Genomic DNA, 19,353 nt, shown 5'->3' with positions numbered 1-19,353 from the left:
TCAAAGATGCAATGCCCGTTCGTACGCCGAGAGCACCGCCTCATGCATCGCCTCGGACTGCGTGGGGTGCGGGAACACGGTCTGCATCAGATCTTCTTCAGTGGCCTCCAATCCCATGGCGACCGCATAGCCCTGGATCATCTCCGTCACTTCCGCCCCCACCATATGGGCGCCCAGAAGCTCGCCGCTTTCCGCGTCCATCACAACCTTCACGAAACCCTCGGTGTCGCCGAGCGCAATCGCCTTGCCGTTGGCGGTGAATGGAAAGCGGCCCACGCGCACGGCGCGCCCTTTCGTGCGCGCCTGCGCCTCCGTCAGGCCTACATGCGCCACCTGCGGATGGCTATACGTGCAGGCGGGAATGCGCATGACGTCCAGCGGATGCGGCTCGCCGCCAGCGATGGCCTCCACACAGGCGACCGCCTCGTGCGAAGCCTTGTGGGCGAGCCAAGGAGCGCCAGCCAGATCCCCGATCGCATACACGCCCGGCTCGTGCGTAGCGCCCAAAGCGTCCGTCACCACATGGGAGCGCTCCACGCGCACAGCCGTCCGCTCGAGGCCCAGGTCTTCGTGATTCCCGACGATCCCCGCCGCCACCAGCACCACCTCGGCCTCGAGCGCGCGCACGGCCCCCTGAAGCTGGATCCGCCACACGCCGCCGGCCCGCTGGCTGCCGATCATGCGCGCGCCCAGATGGAGCTCCATGCCCTGCTTGCTCAGGGAAGCCGCCACATGCCTGGAGATTTCCTCGTCCTCCGGGGGCAGCACCCGATCAGCCATTTCCACGATATGCACCTGGACGCCGAGCGCATGATAGAAACTGGCAAATTCAACGCCAATGGCACCCGCGCCAATGACCACCATGCGGGGCGGCAAAAATACGGGCGACAGCGCCTCCCGGTAATACCAGACGCTGCCCGGATCGGGATCCAGGCCCGGCAGCACCCGCGCACGGGCCCCGGTCGCCAGGATGACGTGGGCCGCCTGAAAGGAACGTGCATGTGCGGAGTCCGGCACATTTTCGAGGCGGACGCTGCCCGCGCCGCCTAGGCTCGCTCGGGCGTGAATCACTTCGACGCCATTCTTCTTCAGCAGATAAGCCACGCCGCGCTGCAGCTCGCTCGCGACCTTGCGCGAGCGAGCCACCATGGCCGACAGGTCAGCCACCGGGGCGCCCACCGCGACTCCGTAGCGATCCGCCGATCGGACCAGCCGCAGTACGTCGGCCGACCGCAAGAGCGCCTTGGTAGGGATGCACCCCCAGTTCAGACAGATCCCGCCCAGATCGGCCTGCTCCACCAACGCCGTGCGCAGCCCCAGTTGTGCGGCCCGGATGGCGGCCACGTAGCCACCCGGACCGCCGCCAATCACCGCCACGTCGTAATCGTAGTCGACCGATTTCATGATGCCTTCAGATCAAAGCTGCCAGGGGGTTTTCGATGACGCGGCGAAAAGCGTCCAGCCACTTGGCCGCCGCCGCGCCATCGATGGCGCGATGATCGACCGATAGCGTGACGGTCATCATCGGCGTCACTTCCACGCTTCCCTCCGGACCTGCCACCACTCGGCGCTCGATGGCGCCGACCGCCAGGATGGCGGCCTGCGGCGGATTGATGATGGCGGCAAATTCCGTCGTCCCGTACATGCCCAGGTTGCTGACCGTGAAGCTCCCGCCCTGATATTCCTGCGGCGAGAGCCTGCCTTCGCGGGCCCGGGCCACCAGAGCGGCGATTTCCGCGCTGACCCGTGACAGGGACTTGTCGTGGACGCCGCGAACGACCGGCGTAATCAGCCCGGAAGGCGTCGAGACCGCCACCGACACGTCTGCACCGGCATGGCGAATCAGCGCCTCGTCGGTCCAAGTGACATTCATGTCCGGGCAATCCATCAGGGCCACGGCCACGGCCTTGACGATGATGTCGTTGATCGACACATGGCGCCCTGCCTCGTTGATCTGCCGGCGCAGCGCGGAAAGCGCCTCCATGCGGCACTCGGACCGAAGATAAAAGTGCGGGATCGTAGTCTTGCTCTCGAGCAGGCGGCGCGCGATCGTGCGCCGCATGGCGGAATGGGGAACCGCCACATCGCCCGGTACCCGCAGGGGCGCCGGCTCTGGCACGACCGCCGTCTCCACCGGCGCGGTCGACGGCCGCGCCGCCGTGGCGCGCGCCAGCGCCGCCTGCACGTCACGCTTCACGATCCTGCCGTGCGGGCCGCTGCCGGCCAGCCCCGGGAGCGGCAGGCCCGCCTGCGCCGCCAGCCTGCGGGCGAGCGGGCTGGCGAACACTCGGCTCGATGCCGTATCGGCAGGCGCTGGTGGCGCCGCCCGCGCAGCGGCAGGCGCCGGGGACGCCGGACCGGCCGGGCCCGCCGACGCCAGCTCCTTCAGCGGCCCGCCGGCCGGCTGCCCCGCCAGCAGCGCCTCCACGTCGACATCCCGCTCGCCGTCGTCCAGCAGCACCGCGACGGGAGCCCCTACCCGGGCCTCATGACCCGCCGCCACCAGGATGCGTCCGAGCCGCCCCGCCGATTCCGAGACAAACTCGACGACGGCCTTGTCCGTCTCGATTTCGGCCACGCAGTCGCCGGCCGCGACGGCATCACCCTCCACCTTCGCCCACGCGACGATGACAGCCGATTCCACGTTGGCCGACACCTCGGGCATTCGCAATAGCGTCGCCATATCAATTGCTCCCTTGGGCCCGCGCGGGAGCGCCCTGTCCGGCCATGGCGCGCTCCAGTCCCTCCATGACTTCTTCGGTACGGGCACAAGCCGCGCCTTCCAGAATCCTGGAAATGCTGGGGGAGGCTTCGCCGCCCGTCACGCGGAGCACGGGCTGGTCCAGCCAGTCAAAGAATCTGCGCTGGATTTCATCGCCGAGCCAGCTGCCGTAGGCCGTTCCGGTCGATCCCTGTTCCACGATCAGCACATTGTTGGTCTTGCGAATGCTGGCGCCCACCGTCTCCCAGTCCAGGCTCGCACGGTCGAGCCAGCGCAGGTCGATCACCTCGGCGTCGATTCCCGTTTTCTCCACCGCCTCCAGCGAATGCCGGACCATCGACAGATACGTCAGCACCGTCACGTCCTTGCCCTCGCGGCGCACCGCCGCCCGGCCCAAAGCCGTCTGGAAATCGAAATCATCCACCGGCGCCAGACCGGTGCTGCTGTACAAGTCCACATGTTCGATCACGAGCACGGGATCCTCGATGTGCAGCGCGGCGTTCATCAGCCCCACATAATCGAAAGGCGTGGACGGCGCGACGATGCGCCACCCCGGACTGGTCGCGAAAATGCCGGCAGGGTCCATGGAGTGCTGGGAACCGTAACCCGTGCCCATGGCCACCTTGGAGCGCAACACCAGCGGCATGCGGATGTCTCCACCAAACATGTGGCGCGCCTTGCCGATCTGATTGAAGACCTGATCAGCCGCCACCCACAGGAAGTCGGGATACATGAACTCCACCACCGGCCGGAACCGGCCGTTCATGGCGATGCCTCCTCCCAGCCCCGCGAATGCATTCTCGCTGATCGGCGTACCGAGGACACGATCCGGGAAGCGATCATGCAGGCCCCGCGTGGCGCCGTTGGTGCCTCCCTTGAGACGATGGACGTCTTCTCCCAGGATCACGATGCGATCGTCCGCTACCATGCGACGCTCCATGGTCTCGGCCACCACGTCGATGAACTTGCGCTCCTCGAGCTTCCCCTTGAAGGTGGCCTGCTCCTCGGTGCGCACGCCGCGCAGCTCGTGGAGTTCACTGCGGACGCCTACATCGCGAAATCCCGGGTCGGGCCACAGGTCGGGCCGGATGCGGCGCTTGCCCGGCCGCTCTGGATCGGCTTCGATGAGGGCGGCCACGGCTTGACGCATCGCCGCCTGCATACGCTCGCGCAGGGCCTCCAGATCCGCATCGGAGATCATCCCGCGGTCTTTCATGCGCCGGCCCAAAGCGGCCAGCGCATCACGGTTGCGCCACTGCGCCTCTTCTTCCTTGGAGCGATAGCCGAACGCACTGCCCGGATAACCCCCATTCTGGTGCAAATAGCGATAGACGTCCGCCTCGATGAGCGTGGGGCCGTTGCCGGCCCGCATGTGGGCCACGGCCTGCTCCATGGCAAGATGCACGGCATAGGCGTCCATGCCGTCCACCTTCCAGCTGGGTATATTGAAAGCACCGCCGCGCGAGGACAGGCGCGGCTCGGCCGTGGATTCTTCGACCTTGGTGGAGACAGCGTAACGATTGTTCTCTATGAAGAAACACAGCGGCAGCTTCCATGCCGCCGCCAGGTTCATGGATTCCAGCACCGATCCGATGTTGGTAGCTCCGTCTCCAAAGAAGGTGACCGAGACATCGTCGGTGCCGGCGTGGCGGTGCGCCCACGCAGACCCTGCGGCGAACGGCACCCCGCCCCCCACGATCGCGTTGGTGCCCATGACACCCGCTTCGGCCCAGCGAAGATGCATGGAGCCGCCCCGCCCCCGGCAGAACCCTTGCGACAGGCCCAGGATCTCCGCCAAGGTGCGCTGCAGCAGCGCTTGCACGTCTTCCCCCAGGGGCGCACGGGGATCGGCGCGGCCGGGACGCAGATAGGCCAGCGATTTCGCCAGGAAATGATGGTGCCCGCGGTGCGAACCATTGACCTGGTCCGATGCGCGCAGGAACGCGAGCGCGCCCGCGGCTCCGCCCTCCTGGCCAATGCTGGAGTGTGCCGGGCCATGCACCAGTCCGTCCATGGCGAGCTCCACCACGGTTTCCTCGAAAGCCCGGATCAAGTGCATGTGTGTCAGCAGCGTTCCCAGTACGGCGGGGTCCGCCGCCTTCCAGTCCTTCTCGGTGACACGCAGCTCCGACCACGCCGACGCCGGCGCGAGTGCAATCAGTTTTGACATAAACGAACTCCCGATCAAATGTATCCGTAGGCCGACCAGCCGCCGTCCGCGACGGCGACGTGGCCATTGATGAACGCCGCGTGGTCCGAAGCCAGGAACAGCACCAGGGCCGCAATCTCTTCGGGCGTACCCAGGCGCCCCAGCGGCGTGCGCCTGGACAGCACGTCCACATCCATGCGTCCCCGCGCCACCAGATCGTCCACCAGCGCGGTGCGCACATATCCGGGCGCAATGGCGTTGACCCGCACGCCCAATGGCCCCCACTCCACGGCCAGCGATTTGGTCAGCATGGCCACTGCGGCCTTGCTGGCGCAATAGGCGGCCCGGTCGGGGGCGGCGACCACGCCGTACATGGAGGCCGTGTTGATGATGACGCCGTGGCCACGGGCCGTCATGAGGCGGCCAGCCTCGCGGGCGCAATAGAACACCCCATTCAGATTGACGTCGATGGCTTTGCGCCACTGATCGCCCGTAAGCTCCAGCGTCGGGCAATTCATGGAGATTCCGGCGTTGTTGAGCAGGACATCGACGCCGCCCCAGGCCTCGTGCGTCTCGGCAAACGCCTGCCCAACAGCGGATTCGTCGTTGACCAGCCCCTGGTGGCACCGGACTTCCAGACCGGGATTCGCAGCCTCCAGTTCGTTGCACACGGACTCCATGGCCGCGACATCCATGTCGAACAGCACCAGCCGCGAGCGACAGGCCCCAAAGGCGTGCGCCATCGCGCGCCCCAGACCACTGCCCGCGCCGGTAATGAAAATCACCCGGCCGGCCAGGCCGTCAAAACCATCTCCGCGCGCCATCCTGACCAGCGCGGCCATCGAGTCCTGCATGTTCGTTTTCTCCACAACCATTGCCATGCGCCGCCTATGAGGCGCGAATCGCCGGATCCGGAATCACTGCCCGGCCGAAAGGTCGGGCCGGTAGGTCGTGATGTCGTCGTACTGCACCAACTCGACAATGTGGCCTTCCGGATCGCGAAGGAAGGCGAGCCACGTGCCGGGACGCACTTCGACCGGCTCGGGTCCCGTCATGAATGAGAGACCGTGGGCCCGCACGCGACTGCAGGCCGTTCGGATGTCATCGATGATGAACGTGATGTAGCTGCTGCCCGGTTGGTCCAGAATCAAAGGAGGCTGTGCGACCGCCTTCGGCGGCGACTCGGGCGCGAGCAGCTTCAGACGCTCGCCGCCAGAGGCCTGCAGCCGCACCACGACATAGGCCTGGTTGCTCAAGGCAGCCTGGCGGGCCTTCGCGGCGGAGACCCGAATCTCGTTGACGAACACGAGCCCAAGCACCGTCTCGTAGAACGCGCGCATCTTCGGCAAATCGCGGACATTCAGACCCACTTCCAGGGGCGCGACCATTTTCATCGACACTTCCATCTCCTCGGCGAACACTATTCAAACGGCCAGCCACTCGTCCAGAAGGGTGGGATGCGCAGCAAGATCACCCGGCGTCCCTTCAAAAACGATCTGGCCGTGTCCCATGACACAAACCCGGCTGGAAACCTTCAACGCGATCGTGAGCTTCTGCTCGACCAGGACCACCGCGACACCACGACGCTGAATGTCCCGGATCATGTCGCCCACCGCCGCCACGATCTTGGGCGCCAGCCCTTCGGTGGGTTCGTCAATCAGCATCACCAACGGGTTGCCAAGCAGCGCCCGGCACATGGTCAGCATCTGCTGCTCTCCGCCCGACAGGCTGCCCGCCATCGTGTTGCGGCGTTCCTTCAGGCGCGGAAAGTAGTCGAACATCTGCTCGACCGTCCAGACCGGGGCCCCTTTCACGGCGGGCTGGACCCCCAGGCGAAGGTTTTCGTCGACCGTCAAATTGGTGAAGATCTCGCGCTCCTCGGGGACATATCCGATGCCGCTGCGACACACCAGGTAAGGACGGCGCCCCGCCAGGTCCAGGCCCTGGAGACGGACGAAACCCGCGGCTGGCGGCACCAGTCCCATGATGGCCTTCAGGGTTGTCGAACGGCCGGAGCCGTTTCGCCCCAACAGACTGATCACCTCGCCTCGCGCCACGTTGAAACTGACGCCGTGGAGAATATGGCTTTTCCCGTAATAGGCATTGAGGCCGGAGACTTCCAGCAATGGATCGGTGCTGTCGGCCATCATGCCGTTTCCTCGCCGAGATAGGCTTCCTTGACAACCGGATTGGACCGGATCTCGTCGGGCGTGCCGGTCGCCACGATGCGGCCATACACCAGCACGCTGATGCGGTCGCTCAGGCCAAACACGACGTCCATATCGTGTTCCACGATGAATAGTGTCTTCCCCCGAGTGATGTCGCGAATCAGATCCACCGCATAGTCGGTTTCCTCGCGCGACATCCCTGCCATGGGCTCGTCAAGCAGAACGACCTGCGGTCGGGACGCAAGCGCCATGCCGATTTCCAATGAGCGTTGCTCCGAATAGGACAGCTCGCTGGCCAGCGTGGAGGCGCGATTCGCCAGGCGCAGGCGCTCCAGCAGCTCCCGGGTCTCCCGGGTGACTTGGGTCCGGCGCGCGATGGACTGCCAGAACACATACTGCAAGCCATGCTGGCGCATGACGGCCAGACGCAGGTTTTCAAACACGGAGAGGCCCGGAAATACGTTCGTGATCTGGAACGAGCGCGCCAGCCCCAGGTGATTGACGCGATCGGGGGGCAAGCCGGAGATCTTCTGATTGCCCAGAAACACTTCCCCGGCGCTCAAGCCCAATTGACCCGAAATCAGATGGAACAAGGTCGACTTCCCGGCGCCGTTCGGCCCGATCAATGCGTGGCGCTCGCCAGGAACCAAATCAAGGTCCACCCCATTGATAATGTCGATGGAGCCAAACGACTTGCGCACACCGCGCAACGAAAGAGCGGATTGAGCGTTCATGTCGATGCCCCCGACGCCACCGCCGGATCATTCGCCTCATCGGAGCCACGGGTGGCCGCCTCGATGGCCGCTCGCCATCGCCGCACGGCCTCGCGCAACACCAGCAGACCGATGGCGAACAGCACCAGGGGCACGAGCCATGTCGCGGCTGCAAGCGGGCGCCAGGACTCCCCGAACAGAGAGATGGCCGGCCATGCCTTGCCGCCGAGACGCGCCAGAGAAAGATAATCCTGAGAAAAAATGCGCTGGAGCATTTCCACGGAAAAGACAGTGCCACATGCCAGCAGCGCCGCCGCCACGCCATGCAGGACGAAGGAGGCCGCGAGCGCGCCAAACCCGCAACGGCGCACGCTGGCGGCTACCGTCTGCACCAGTCCGGCTATGCCACGCGGGACGAACAGCATCACGGCCACGAAAAGCAGCCCCTTGTAAAGCAGCCAAGAGGTGGTCAGGTCCGACACCACATAACCGAAGAAAGTCATCAGCGCCGCACCAATGGCCGGCCCCAGAAAGAAGGTCACGCCGCCGATGTAGCTATTAAGCAGCACCTCGGCCGACAGATCGAGATTGAACAGGACGTAATTGGCCGATTCGATGTTGATGGCCTGAAGGGCGCCGGCCACCCCGGCGAACATGGTGGATACCGCAAAAACAAGCACGCTGGCCATGTGCACGTTGTAGCCGAGGAACCGCAGGCGGCGCGTGTTCTCCCGCAACCCCAGTGCGACCCGGCCCAGCGGCGTACGCGTAAACAGATACAGCAGCCCCAGGCACAGCAACACCCACGCGAGGGTCAGGTAATACACCTGAACGTTGCTGCCAAAGGACAGGCCGAACGCCGGCATGCGCATGGTCGAGACACCGGCCTCACCGCCAAACCACCCGCCCAGGTGCGGCGCGAGCGAATACAGCAGTTCGCCGATCGCGAGAGTGATCATGGCGAAATACACCCCCGTGCGCTTGGTCGCAAACCAGCCGGCCACCAAACCGACCAGCAATCCCGTCACGGCTCCAACGAGCGGCATGAACGGCGTCGGCAACAGACCGGCCCCGCCCACCGCATTCATCGCGTGCACCGTCGCAAAAGCGCCGACGCCGAAGAACGCCGAATGCCCGAACGACAGCATCCCGGCCTGTCCGCACAACAGGCTGAAAGCGCAGGCGAACAGGCTCGCGATCAGCATCTGAATGCCGGCGTTGACCAGCGCGGGCGACAGCACCGCCGGCGCGAGCACCAAAGCGAGAACAATGATCGCGCCCAGAATGATCCTGGAGTCCATGGCCCTACTCCTTTTCACCCAGCAGGCCATACGGACGCACCAGCAGGATGACCAGCATCAGAGCGTACGGAATCGTGCCCGAGAGGCTGGAGAGCTTCAGGGTCAGCAGACCGCCGACCTCCCGAGCCCAGTCCCCCAACCCCACCAGCGCGAGCAGACTGGCCATGCTGTAGTCCACACCGATGCTGAAGGACGTGATCAGCCCGATGAGCAGGGACGCCAGCAACGCACCCTCCAGCGACCCCAGTCCGCCGATCACCACCACGACAAACACCATGACGCCAAGCTCGATCGCCATATTGGGATTCGTGGTGTAGAAGGCGCCGGCGACCGCCCCGGCCAGGCCGGCCAGCGCCGCCCCCACACCAAAGACCACCATGAACACCACCGGCACATTATGTCCCAGTGCCTCCACCATGGCTGGCCGGTGAATGGCGGCGCGAACGATGATGCCGACCCGCGTGCGCGTCAGAAGCAGATAAATGACGACGAACATCGCCAGCGCCACGGCGCCGATCAGCAGTCGATAAAACGGATAGGTCGAAGGACCGATCTGGAACGCCGAGAACGACAGTGACGCGGGGATCCGATAGTTGACCGGAAAATTGCCGAAGAACAGCTTGACGAATTCGGCGATGATGAACGACAGGCCGAAAGTGAGCAGCAATTCGTGCGCATGGCCGTATTTGTGCACCGGCCGGAGAAAATAGCGTTCGGCCACGACGCCCACCAGGCCCACCAGCGCAGTGGCCACCACCACCGACAACCAGAACCCCAGGTAAGGCTGCAGCGCATACGCGAAGTAGGCGCCCAGCATGTAGAACGATGCGTGCGCGAAATTCAGGATGCCCATCATGCCGAAGATCAGGGTCAGCCCCGCCGACACCATGAAAAGGAGCAGCCCGTAAATCACGCCATTGAGAAGCGAAACGACGAAGTAGTCCATATTGCCAAGCCGGAATGGGGCGTTACGCAGGATCCGGAACGCCCCGTGCGAGCGAAAACGGGGTCATCAGCTCGGGCGACGCATCTTGCAAGTGCTCTGGACCGGTGCCTCGGCTTCGGACGCCGCCAGCAGCTTCACAGGCTTGAACCCCATGTCCGTCCCGTCCACCTTGAACTTCGCACCGGTGGAGACCTCCGAGACCACCATGGGCAGCAAGACCTGGTGATCGGCCGCCCGCATGGTCCACGCGCCCATCGGGGTGTCCAGCTTGGTCTGCTCGATCTGGACGGCCAGCTTGTTGACGTTCAGCTTGCCGTTTTCAGGGGCGACCTTCTTCAGCGCCGCGCCGACCATCTCGATACCGAAAAGGGTCTGCGGCTCGACATAGACGGGGTAATGACCGACCTTGGCCTTGAACTCGTCGGCCATGGAAACGCCGGCCCCCCCGTTGGCTTCCGCATCGAACGGGTGCACCACATAGGCGCCCAGCGCCACATGCCCGGCATTGGCGAGATTTCCCGGCTGATCCAGGAAGGTGGTGGCAAAGCGGGCCTTCAGGCCGCCGGCCTTGGCGGCCTTCATGAGCAGCAGCAGGTCATTGGACCAGTTGCCCGTGATCACCGTCTCGGCGCCGCTGGCGATGATCTTCTGCACGTACGGAGAGAAGTCCTGGATCTTGTTCACGTCATGCAGCGTCTCGCCCACGACCTTGTAGTTGCCCTCGGCGGCATCCCGCTCGATGGCATGCTGCATGTCCACGCCCCAGGAATAGTTCTGGTTGATGGAATAGACCTTCGTGCCCAGCGTGTTGGCGGACTTCATGGCCCGGACCAGCGCCTTCACGCTGATGTCGGAATTCCCGGCAAAACGGAAGGCGTGGAAATTGCATTTGCTGCCGGTCAGCTCCATGGCTTCGGCACCCACATTGAGGAAGAGCACTTCCTTGCCCGGGTTGCGGATGTCGTACTTGCGAATATCCTCGCTGAGCTGGCCCGCAACGGCCGATGAGGCGCCCTGGACCACCATCTGCGCACCGTCCGCGATCGCCGCCTTCAGCTTCTCGGCGGCTCCCGCCGGGGTTCCCTGGCTGTCATATTGCAGCAGCTTGATGGGTTCGCCACCCCAGCCGCCCTGGGCGTTGAGCCGTTCCACCGCATAGCGCGTGGCATCCCGGTACATCAGGCCCGTGGAGGCCTGGGGACCCGACAGCGTTTCCACGATTGCGATCTTCAGCGGCTCTGCACTGGCCATGCCGCAGGCCACCGACAGGGCGGCACAGAGCATCAACGGTTTAAAAATGGCGCGGTTTGCCATGAGATTGTCTCCTGATTTCAAGATATCGCCCGGCCTCATCACCTCGGGGGCCGGGTCGAAGAACCGTTTTCCAACTGGTCTGACAGGTGAGTCTATTAGTCGCTTTTTTGGCTGTCAATCATAAACCGGCCCAACAAGGGTTTTCACCGATATGCCGGCGCCCGCGATTCTCCCTTCTTCTAGGATTGAAATTTATTGCGATATATCAATGCGTTATACGATAATTCCGGGAAGCGCCGCGTCGAAATCCGATCGCATGGCCTTCGGGCTGTGGGCAACATGGTTCCGTAAAAGCTGTCAGGCAGCTTGTGGCGCAATCCCGCCATGCTCTAATATCAGCCCATGAAGACACGCGAACCGCAGCCCGACAGCACCGCAGCCCCGACAGGACCCAGGTCCGAAGCAGGCCAGCGGGCGGCTGAACCCACCAGTCTCCCCGACGAGATCGCCAGTGTGCTGATCGCGGCCATCCGCAACGGCGCCTACGGCGTCGGAGACCGGCTACCCAGCGAACGCGAACTGTGCGAGGAATTCTCCGTAAGCCGCGCCGTCATCCGGGAAGCCCTGTCGCAGCTCAAGTCCGAGGGATTGGCCACGTCCCGAGCCGGCAGCGGTGTCTTCGTCACGGAGCCGAACTACCAGGACGCCTTCCGCATGCAGCCGGTGGACCTGGACGAGAAGCACTCGCTGGCCATGGTCATGGAGCTGCTGTCCGCCTTCGAATCGGCGGCGACTCGGCTCGCGGCCCAGCGGCGCACCGAAGCGGACCTGAAGGCCATCCGCCGGGCACTGGTGGGCATGGAGTACGAAATCGCCAACGACCATCTGGGTGACGAACAAGACTTTGCATTTCACCAAGCCATCGTCAACGCCACGCACAACCCTCACTACCAGGCGCTCAGCAAGCACCTGGAACACAGTGTCCGGCGCCTCATCCGCCGCGCCCGCAGCAATACCAAGGCCAACTCAGCCGATCTTGTGGAGGCCGTGCAGGAAGAACACAAAGCCATTTTCGCGGCTATCAAGGCCGGGGACCCGGCCGCGGCCGCGCAGGCGGCCGAACAGCACCTCGCCAATGCCGCCAAGCGGCTGAGGCTCTACCTGAAGATCTGACTTCGTCGAGGAACCGGAATGATCAGTTTCCAGCACAAAACGGTGGTGATCACCGGCGCCACCGGAGGGATAGGGCGCGCGACGGCGCAGCTGATGCATGCCTCTGGCGCCGGCATTGCCCTGTGCGACCTCTCCGTATCCAGTCTGGAAGCTTTGCGTGTCGAACTCGCGGCAACGGGCGGCTCCGGCCTGATCAGCAGTCACCCGCTGGACGTATCGGACTCGACGGCGTGCGACGCGACCCTGCGCGATATCACTGCCATCCATGGGCCGGTCGACCATCTGGTGAATGCCGCCGGCATCTACCCCGAACAGAAAGTCGAGCACATGACCGACCAGCAGTGGCGCGCGCTCATGTCGGTCAATCTGGACGGCACCTTCTACATGTGCCGCGCCGCCCTGCCGCACTTGCGCGAGAACAGCTCGATCGTGAACCTGTCCTCGATGGCGGGCCACCGCGGCAGCTTTGCGCACGCCCACTACGCGGCCTCCAAGGGCGGCGTGAGCAGCCTGAGCAAAAGCCTTGCGCGCGAACTCGCACCCCGGACACGCGTCAACATCGTCGCCCCGGGCATCATCGCCACCCCCATGATCGAACAGCTGGTGCGCGAGAAAGGTGCCGCCCTGATCGGCGACACGCCGATGAAACGCTATGGCACCGCACGTGAGGTGGCGGGCGTCATTGCCTTCCTATGTTCGGAACTCGCCTCCTTTGTCAACGGCGAGACGGTGCATGTGAACGGCGGACTGTATATCGTTTAGGGTAGCGCGGGCAGGAGACACGCCGGTGCACCAGCTGCGGGCCACCGGGCTGCGCCCCTCAATATCCAAGGTAGGCGCGCTTGATGTGGGGGCTCGCGAGCAGTTCGCTCCCGGTGCCCTCCTGCACGATGCTGCCGTTTTCCAGTACATAGCCACGGTCGGCAAGCTGCAGGGTCTGGAACACATTCTGCTCGACCAGGAGCACCGTCATGCCGCCGGAGGTGATGCGCCGGACGATGTCGAACATCTGGTCCACGAGCAACGGCGAAAGGCCGACCGAAGGTTCGTCGAACACGAGCAGCTTGGGCTCCGCCATCATGCCGCGTGCGATGGCCACCATCTGCTGTTCGCCCCCTGACAGCGACCCTGCCATCTGGTCCAGCCGCTCGCGCACGCGCGGGAAGATCTCCAGCACCTCGGCCATCCTGCGCCGTGCATCGGCGCGCGCCGCCCGTTTGTAGGTGCCCATCAGCAAGTTGTCGCGCACCGTGAAGGTCGGAAAGAGCTGCCGTCCCTCCGGAACCATGGTGATGCCGGCGTCCACGATCTCGAATGAAGGCTTGTTGGTCAGATCCCTGCCCTCGAACTCCACCCGCCCTTCGGTGGCGGCCACGACGCCGCACAGCGTCTTCAGCGTCGTCGTCTTGCCCGCCCCGTTGGCGCCGATCAGCGTGACGATCTCGCCGGCATTCACATGGAAGCTCAGCCGGTTGAGGACCTGGGTCTTGCCATATCCGGCGCACAGATTGGTGATGTTAAGCATGCCGATACCCCTTGCCCAGATACGCCTCGATCACCTGCGGATTCTCGACGACCTCCCGAGGTGTGCCGCTGGTCAGCACCTGCCCCTCGTTGATGACGATGATCCGATCGGACAGCGCCATGACCGCCTGCATCATGTGCTCGATCATTACCACCGACACCCCCGATTCCCGTATCCGCCGGATCATGGCGATCGCCTTCTCGATATCGGTAGGATTCAGCCCCGCCATGACTTCGTCCAGCAGCAGAATCCTGGGGCGCGTCGCCAGCGCACGGGCCACCTCCAGCCGCTTCATCCCGCCCACGGTCAGGCTTCTGGCTTCGACCTGCAGTTGGTCGGCCAGCCCCGTCTGCTGCGCGATCGCCAGCGCCTCGGCCTCCGCCTGGCGCCGGTCGGTGGTGTGGATGAACGCGCCCAGCATGATGTTCTCGAGGACCGTCAGACCGGTGAAGGGTTGCGCAATCTGGAAGGTCCGGCTCAGCCCCTTGTGGGCGAACTGGAAGGGTGCGCGGCAACTCGTCCAGCCGCCGCCACGCTCCAGCATGCGCACCGTCCCGCTGTCCGGCCTCAGGAAACCCGACAGCTGGTTGAACACCGTCGTCTTCCCGGCCCCGTTGGGACCGATGATTCCCAGGATCTCGTTTTCGTACAGCGCCAGCGAGACATCGTGGGTGGCGCGCAGACCACCGAAGTTCTTGAACAGGTGGCTGGCTTCGAGCACCGGCTGTTCACCCCGCACGCAGCCGCTGGCCAGCGGCTGCACCGCGCGGCGTTCCCCGTTTCCGCGGCCCAGATAGGGCAGGCGAGCGAGAATCGTCCTTTCGACATAGCCGCCCAGGGCGCCGACCAGCCCATGAGGAATGGTGAGGACGACGACGACCAGTATCACACCGTAGATGAGGCCATGCACGCCGTTGCCCACGCCGCTGAGCCAGGCCCGGGCCAGCTCGGCAATGGGCAGCACCAGGAAGGTTCCGGCTACCGGTCCGGCCACGGTTCCCATGCCACCGATCAGGGCGAACATGGCGATCTGAATGGAAAGATCCAGCGAGAAGGCCGAGGCGGGATCGATGAACGTCAGATAGGTAATGTGGAACGTTCCCACCACGCTGGTCAGCATGGCGGAGAGTACAGCCGCCAGCGTCTTGACTCTGGCCGTATTGATGCCCACCGCCAGGGCGGCATCCTCGCGCTCGCGGATGGCCAGCAGATAATGCCCCAGGCGCGCCTTGCGAATGACCCACGATGCCCACAGCACCAGCAGGAACAGCACGAACGCGATGATCAGATAGTTGGTCTTGTCGCGGAACACCATCCACTTCCAGCCTATGCTCAGAGGCAGGCTGATGCCGCTGGAGCCGCCGGTCCAGCTCTCTTCGTGGATGACGAGAAGCCGCACGACCTCCAGGATCGCGATGGTGGCCAGCGCGAAGAACGGGCCCTTGAGCCGCAGCGTGGGGTAGCTGATGACGGCCGCCACGAGCCCGGACAACAGGGCGCCCACGATCATGCCGAACCACGGCGAGATTCCGAAATCCTGGGTCAGCAGCGTGGCTGCGTAGCCGCCAATGCCGTAGAACACGGCGTGCCCCAGGGAAAGCTGGCCCGCGAAGCCGCCCACGATGTTCCACGCGACCGACAACGACGAGAACACGAAAAGCAGCACAAACAGATTGGTCCAGAACGGGCTATCCAGTGACAGCGGAAGCATGAACATCAGCGCGAACAGGATCAGGCTGACGTAGGTTCTCGGATGACGAATGTCGGGAAACACGCGCGGGACTCCTTATCAGTCCGTGCCCAGGCCAAACAGCCCGCTGGGACGCAGTATCAGGATCAGCAGGAAAACGCCGAAGTAGACGACCTCCTTCAGGTCCGGCGAGATGTAGTAGCCCGCCATGGTGTCCACGACGCCGATGATCAGCGAACCGGCCACGGCACCATACAGATTACCCATGCCGCCCAGCACCACAATCACGAAGGCCGTCAGGACGAAATAGGTCCCCACCGTCGGGAAGACCGGGTACTGGGGTGATAAAAGGCCGGCGGCCACACCCACGAACGCAGTGCCCAGGCCGAAGGCGACCACGTAGACCGATTTGACGTTGACGCCCATCAGCATGGCCGCATACCGGTGCTGCGCCACGGCCCGCAGTGCGCGACCCAGGTAAGTGCGGTGCATGAACAGATGCAGCAGGATGGCCAGTATGATCGCAACGACGAAGGTGAAAATCTGCCCGGTCACCAGGGACAGGGGCCCTACGGCCAGCGAACCGGTGCCGACCGTCACGTGTGCGCGAAAGACGTCGGCACCGAACACCACGAGCGCAAGATTCATCAGCAGGATCGATACGCCCACGGTCGCAAAAATCTGGATCTCCTCGCCCGCATCCAGCAGCGGCTCAATGACGACCTTCTGCATGAAGGCGCCCAACGCGAACAGGATGATCACCACGGGCACGAGAGCGACATACGGATGGACGCCCAGGTGGATCGACATGAGATAGACGAGATACATGCCGACCATCAGGAACTCGCCATGGGCGAAGTTCACGACACGCACCACCCCGAAGATGAGCGTGAGCCCCAGGCTGATGATGGCGTAGACGCCACCCAGAAGGAGGCCGTTGACGAGCAACTGAAAAAAGATGTCCATGGACCCAGTCTCCGATTCGCCCCATGCCACGTTGGGGACAGCCGGGCAGCGGGGCCGGCGCGCCGGCCCGCTGCTCCATCATGCGGCTGCCCTCACTTCTTGAAGACGGGCTGCGCCTGAGACAGGTCCTTGGGTGCGATCGTCTTCAGATCGCCGTCCTGCCATTGCATCAGGTACAGCGAAGACGCGACGTTCTGCCCATCCTTGTCAAACTTGAAGCCCCAGCCGTTGGCCGTCTGCCCCACCGGCACCTGGTAGGCCAGGACCGCATCGCGGATCTTGTCCTTGTCCAGAGACCCCGCCTTCGCCATGGCATCCAGGAAAGCCTTGGCACCCACATAGTTCGCCAGGCTGTGCCCCGACTGCGGTGTACCGTTGTAAGTGGATTTGTACTCGGCCAGGAATTTCTCGAGACCGGGGGCTCCCTTGGGATTGATGGAAATCTGCGGGAAGTCGAGGTTGAACACCCCGTTGATATCCGAGCCCACCGCCTTGGCTGTATCGACCAGCGAATAGCCGCCGCCCGCACCGATCACCACTGTGGGGTTGAAATTCGCTTCCTTTGCCTGTCGGAAATAAAGCACTGTGTCGTTCTGGTAGGAGGTTTGCAGCACGACATTGGCCTTGTCGCCCTTCAGACGCAGGATGAGGGAGGACAGGTCCACGGACTTGGCCGAATACGGCAACTTCTGCACTACGGTATAGCCCAGCGCCTTCGCGCGTTTTTCCTCGGTGGCCGCCACGTCGGTGCCGTAAGGGCCATCCTCGTGAATGATGCCGATCCGAACGTCCTTCTTGTCCAGTCCCATGCCCGGAGCGATCGTCTTGTCCAGCGCACTCACGACAGCATCGCCGAACGTTTCAGTATTCGGGTTGCTGCGAAAAAGGTATTTGTAGCCACGGGTCGTGATCTTGTGGGCCGTGGCGCCGAGTTCGAAATACGGGACACCCGCCAGTTCTGCGACCGGAGATGCCGCGTACGCCAGCCCAGAGGCATAGCTTCCAAAAATGGCCGCGACCTTGTCCGCCACCAGTTGTTTGGCGCCGGATACGGCCTGATTCGGATCGACCGCGTCCACCTTCACGATCTCGATCTTGTCGCCATTGATGCCGCCGGCTGCGTTGCGCTCGTTGACGGCCAGCTCCAGACCGCGAAAGCTCTCCTGCCCCAGCAAGGCCAGACCGCCGCTGAAGGGATACAACGCGCCGATCTTCACGGTGGCCGCCGTTGCCGTAGTCGCCAGAACACTTGCCGCCAGGGCAAAGACCAGTTTCCTGTATTTCATGTCTACACTCCTCATCCCATGCGACAGACGTCGTGTCGGGGAAATATTGTCGGATTGAACTTCCTTCTTCCGGGTGCTGCGATGTGGCCGTTGAAGCGCTTCAAAAACCCGCCTCGAAAAAAGGAAATGCCGTTTCGTGATCACTTATAATCGTTGAAGCGCTTCATTCCCTTCCGCCAGATTATCACGACACCAAAATTCACTGTCAATGCCCAAGCACCCTGCACGAACGGAAGGCAGCCACCGTCGCCCCACACTGGCTGACGTCGCGGAGCTCGCAGGCGTGTCTCTGGGCAGCGCCTCGCGCGCGCTTTCCATGCCGGAACAGGTCAAGCCCAATACACTGCAGGCCGTCAACCGCGCCGTCAGCCAGTTGGGTTATATCCGGGACGGAGCCGCCCGCGCGCTTGCATCGCGCCGCACGCATACCATCGCTGCCGTTTACCCTACGCTGAACAATCCGATCTTTGCGCACTCCACGCATTCGATGCAGCAGACGCTCTGGTCGCTGGGCTTTCAATTGCTCATTGCGAGCCACGAATACCACGCCGAGGACGAAGCGGCCCTGATCAGGGCGACGCTGGAACGAGGCGTCGACGGCCTCATCATGGTCGGGACCGATCATCCCGCAGCCGTCTACGCGATGCTGGAACAGTATGAGTTGCCCTACGTCCTGACCTGGTCGGTGGACGAGAGCGACCATCCCTGGTGCGTGGGCGTCTCGAACTTCGACACCGCCCGCCGCCTGACCGAGAAGGCACTGACCCTGGGACACCGGCACATCGGCATCTGCGGCGGCGATATCTCCTGCAACGAACGCGCACGGTGTCGGCGCAAAGGCATCCTGGCGGCCGTCGATGCCGCCGGCGCCCTGGTCCGTCCCGAATGGATCGTTGAATTCCCGTTCTCCTACGAGGGCGGGCGGGCCGCCATCCGTCACTACTGGGGCCTGTCGAACCGGCCCACCATCATCTTCTTCGGCACGGACCTGCAGGGCATGGGCGCGCTGGATGAATGCCGCCGAATGGGCATCCGAGTCCCCGAAGACATCTCGCTGATCGGATTCGATGGCATCGAAGAAGCCGCCATGCTGCAACCCGCGCTGACCACTGTCCGCATCCCGGCCCATGAGATCGGCGCCCGCGCTGCGCGCATCATGACCCGGCTGATCGCCGGAGAAGCGGTGGAGCGCCAGCTTCCGATGGAAGCCACCTACGTCGAGGGCGGGAGCCTGGGCCTCCCGCGCGAGACCCCCGCTTTCTGACCCGACGACCGGCCGCCGTCCACGCAGCGGTCCGCCCGCCTTCCAAAGTGGATCGTGGTTTTCCCCAGTACACCGACCCGCCCGGTCAACGCGCCTCGTCCAAGGACCGCGCCGTTGCGGGCTGCCGCTCCCGCCATTCCAAAAATCGTTCAGCCGACCACAAATATTCCATCGACGCCACGATTCCCGCTGCGGA

At 64.0% G+C, this 19,353-nt stretch carries 17 protein-coding genes; 3 read left to right on the top strand and 14 right to left on the bottom strand.

Annotated elements, in window-relative coordinates:
- From lpdA to ACVCMJ_RS11705, 10 genes are all read right to left on the bottom strand, one after another.
- Positions 1-1,404 carry a dihydrolipoyl dehydrogenase gene (lpdA, locus tag ACVCMJ_RS11750; RefSeq protein ID WP_447081586.1) on the bottom strand — a complete coding sequence of 468 codons (1,404 nt, stop codon included), beginning with the start codon at positions 1,402-1,404 and terminating at the stop codon, positions 1-3.
- Between the two features lie 7 nt (positions 1,405-1,411).
- A complete protein-coding gene (locus ACVCMJ_RS11745) occupies positions 1,412-2,683 on the bottom strand; it encodes a pyruvate dehydrogenase complex dihydrolipoamide acetyltransferase (protein WP_447081585.1) in 1,272 nt (423 codons plus the stop codon).
- Between the two features lies 1 nt (position 2,684).
- The gene (locus tag ACVCMJ_RS11740) at positions 2,685-4,892 is read right to left on the bottom strand and encodes an alpha-ketoacid dehydrogenase subunit alpha/beta (protein WP_447081584.1); all 2,208 of its coding nucleotides are present in this window, start codon (positions 4,890-4,892) and stop codon (positions 2,685-2,687) included.
- 14 nt (positions 4,893-4,906) lie between these two features.
- Entirely contained in the window at positions 4,907-5,725 is an 819-nt protein-coding gene (locus ACVCMJ_RS11735) for an SDR family NAD(P)-dependent oxidoreductase (protein WP_447081583.1), read from the bottom strand.
- A 63-nt stretch (positions 5,726-5,788) separates the two neighbouring features.
- On the bottom strand, positions 5,789-6,265 hold the full coding sequence (locus ACVCMJ_RS11730) for a VOC family protein (protein WP_447082585.1): 477 nt from the start codon (positions 6,263-6,265) through the stop codon (positions 5,789-5,791).
- Positions 6,266-6,295: 30 nt separating this feature from the next.
- Entirely contained in the window at positions 6,296-7,018 is a 723-nt protein-coding gene (locus tag ACVCMJ_RS11725; RefSeq protein ID WP_447082584.1) for an ABC transporter ATP-binding protein, read from the bottom strand.
- Positions 7,018-7,773 carry an ABC transporter ATP-binding protein gene (locus ACVCMJ_RS11720; protein WP_447081582.1) on the bottom strand — a complete coding sequence of 252 codons (756 nt, stop codon included), beginning with the start codon at positions 7,771-7,773 and terminating at the stop codon, positions 7,018-7,020. The genes ACVCMJ_RS11725 and ACVCMJ_RS11720 overlap by 1 nt, the downstream gene beginning before the upstream one ends.
- Entirely contained in the window at positions 7,770-9,053 is a 1,284-nt protein-coding gene (locus ACVCMJ_RS11715; protein WP_447081581.1) for an ABC transporter permease subunit, read from the bottom strand. Before ACVCMJ_RS11715 ends, ACVCMJ_RS11720 begins: the two co-directional genes overlap by 4 nt.
- Positions 9,054-9,057: 4 nt before the next feature.
- Positions 9,058-9,999, bottom strand: a complete 942-nt coding sequence (locus ACVCMJ_RS11710) for a branched-chain amino acid ABC transporter permease (RefSeq protein ID WP_447081580.1) — start codon at positions 9,997-9,999, stop codon at positions 9,058-9,060.
- Between the two features lie 66 nt (positions 10,000-10,065).
- Positions 10,066-11,313, bottom strand: coding sequence for a branched-chain amino acid ABC transporter substrate-binding protein (locus ACVCMJ_RS11705; protein WP_447081579.1), 1,248 nt, complete (start codon positions 11,311-11,313; stop codon positions 10,066-10,068).
- Positions 11,314-11,655: 342 nt separating this feature from the next.
- Between ACVCMJ_RS11705 and ACVCMJ_RS11700 the strand changes: the two genes are divergently transcribed.
- A complete protein-coding gene (locus ACVCMJ_RS11700; RefSeq protein ID WP_447081578.1) occupies positions 11,656-12,426 on the top strand; it encodes a FadR/GntR family transcriptional regulator in 771 nt (256 codons plus the stop codon).
- Between the two features lie 18 nt (positions 12,427-12,444).
- Positions 12,445-13,188, top strand: coding sequence for an SDR family NAD(P)-dependent oxidoreductase (locus tag ACVCMJ_RS11695; protein ID WP_447081577.1), 744 nt, complete (start codon positions 12,445-12,447; stop codon positions 13,186-13,188).
- Between the two features lie 58 nt (positions 13,189-13,246).
- On the opposite strand, the gene ACVCMJ_RS11690 is transcribed toward ACVCMJ_RS11695, so the two are convergent.
- The 4 genes from ACVCMJ_RS11690 to ACVCMJ_RS11675 all read right to left on the bottom strand — a co-directional run bounded on the left by ACVCMJ_RS11690 (position 13,247) and on the right by ACVCMJ_RS11675 (position 17,893).
- Positions 13,247-13,951, bottom strand: coding sequence for an ABC transporter ATP-binding protein (locus ACVCMJ_RS11690; protein ID WP_447081576.1), 705 nt, complete (start codon positions 13,949-13,951; stop codon positions 13,247-13,249).
- Positions 13,944-15,725, bottom strand: a complete 1,782-nt coding sequence (locus tag ACVCMJ_RS11685; protein WP_447081575.1) for a branched-chain amino acid ABC transporter ATP-binding protein/permease — start codon at positions 15,723-15,725, stop codon at positions 13,944-13,946. The genes ACVCMJ_RS11690 and ACVCMJ_RS11685 overlap by 8 nt, the downstream gene beginning before the upstream one ends.
- Before the next feature lie 15 nt (positions 15,726-15,740).
- Positions 15,741-16,607, bottom strand: coding sequence for a branched-chain amino acid ABC transporter permease (locus ACVCMJ_RS11680; RefSeq protein ID WP_447081574.1), 867 nt, complete (start codon positions 16,605-16,607; stop codon positions 15,741-15,743).
- A 92-nt stretch (positions 16,608-16,699) separates the two neighbouring features.
- Entirely contained in the window at positions 16,700-17,893 is a 1,194-nt protein-coding gene (locus tag ACVCMJ_RS11675) for an ABC transporter substrate-binding protein (RefSeq protein ID WP_447081573.1), read from the bottom strand.
- A 208-nt stretch (positions 17,894-18,101) separates the two neighbouring features.
- On the opposite strand from ACVCMJ_RS11675, the gene ACVCMJ_RS11670 reads away from it, so the two are divergent.
- The gene (locus ACVCMJ_RS11670) at positions 18,102-19,157 is read left to right on the top strand and encodes a LacI family DNA-binding transcriptional regulator (RefSeq protein WP_447081572.1); all 1,056 of its coding nucleotides are present in this window, start codon (positions 18,102-18,104) and stop codon (positions 19,155-19,157) included.
- Positions 19,158-19,353 lie beyond the last annotated feature (196 nt).

Source organism: Castellaniella sp. UC4447_H14, from assembly GCF_052978285.1.
Note: the sequence above shows the minus strand (reverse complement) of the source record. Positions and strands in the feature narration are given on the sequence as shown.